This window comes from Mesorhizobium sp. M7A.F.Ca.CA.001.08.2.1, from assembly GCF_003998455.1.
Classification (GTDB): domain Bacteria; phylum Pseudomonadota; class Alphaproteobacteria; order Rhizobiales; family Rhizobiaceae; genus Mesorhizobium; species Mesorhizobium ciceri.
This window is the reverse complement of the sequence record NZ_RZPW01001169.1, coordinates 1-1,253: the sequence shown is the minus strand read 5'-3', so window position 1 is coordinate 1,253 and position 1,253 is coordinate 1. Positions and strand designations below refer to the sequence as shown.

Below are 1,253 nucleotides of genomic sequence, written 5' to 3'. Positions count from 1 at the left end.
CCAATATGGGGCGGAGGCTTCGTGCGTTGTGTCACATGGCAACGAAGCCCGATCGTGCGCGCATCGCTGTAATGTCGATCGAAGCCAGTCTGCAGCGGGTGCCGCCCGCCCAGGTCATTGCTGGCGGTTTCGCAATTCTGGAGGTGGGACAAAAGTTCGACCGGGATGATTTCAGAACAAGGTCCGAAGCTTTTGGCTATGTCGTCGACGAGAGGGTCGACGAACCGGGTGAAATAGCTTTTCGGGGCGATCTCATGGACATCTTCCCCGCTGGCGCGGAGGACCCCGTTCGCGTCGTCCTTGGCCCAGACAGCTGCATTCGAGAGCTCAAAACCTACGATCCGATCAGTCAGCTCAGCGACCAGGTTCGAGACTCGATTGCTGTCGGACCGGCATCCGAGCTGATGTTTAAAGCTGGTGATCATCCTGAGCTGACAGCGATGCGCGCGACGTCGATGGAAGAGCGCCTGGTCGCATTATTTGGCGCGATGCCATCTGTCTTCGACAGTGCGTCGAGCGCCTCGATCTCCTTCCTTGAAGGGATCGACGGGCAGCCGCTCGACAAAATTCTGGACCTGATCGAGGATGCACGCCGTGCCAGGCAGGAGGCTGCCGGGCGCGAGAAACCTTTGCCGGAACAATTTTACCTGTCGCGTGAAGAGTGGGATGCTTCCGTGCGCAACCGCTCCACGAGACTTGCCGTTTCTGCCGAGCGAGTTCCCAAATTCTTTCGCCAGGCCCGGCCCGGGTACGAAATCGCTGAATTCGTGACAAGGCAGACAAGCGCCGGGGCCAGGGTGGTGTTGACCGGCGATGCCTCTGAACTGCAGCGAGCAGATCGCCTGCTCAATAGAAAGCTAGGCCGGCGGGCTGAGGAAGCGGTCGACTTACCGCAAATACTTTCCGCCGCGAGAGGCTCTCTTCTCAAGGCTGGCTTCGTCCTCGATGAAGGGTTTGTCGACGCGCAATCCGGTATCGCGATGGTCGCCGCAGCCGACCTGTTTGGCCCTGCGTTGAAGGCGGATGCCGGCATGGCCGCAAGCATACTCGAACCCGAGTTGCGCATCGGCGACGTCGTCGTCCATGAAGACCATGGCCTGGGCGTGCTCGCGGCGGTCGAACAGGTCGACTTGGCTGGTCAGCACCAGGATGTTGTCAGGCTGGAATATCATGGCGGGGCTTCCTTGCTGGTTCCGGTCGACGACTTTGGGAAAATATGGCGCTACGGCTCGGAACCGGAGGCAGTGTCGCTC

At 60.1% G+C, this 1,253-nt stretch carries 1 protein-coding gene; it reads left to right on the top strand.

The genetic code is table 11. The features are described from left to right. Positions 1–71 precede the first annotated feature (71 nt). A partial coding sequence (locus EN914_RS35885; RefSeq protein WP_281034701.1) for a CarD family transcriptional regulator occupies positions 72–1,253 on the top strand: 1,182 nt, incomplete at its 3' end.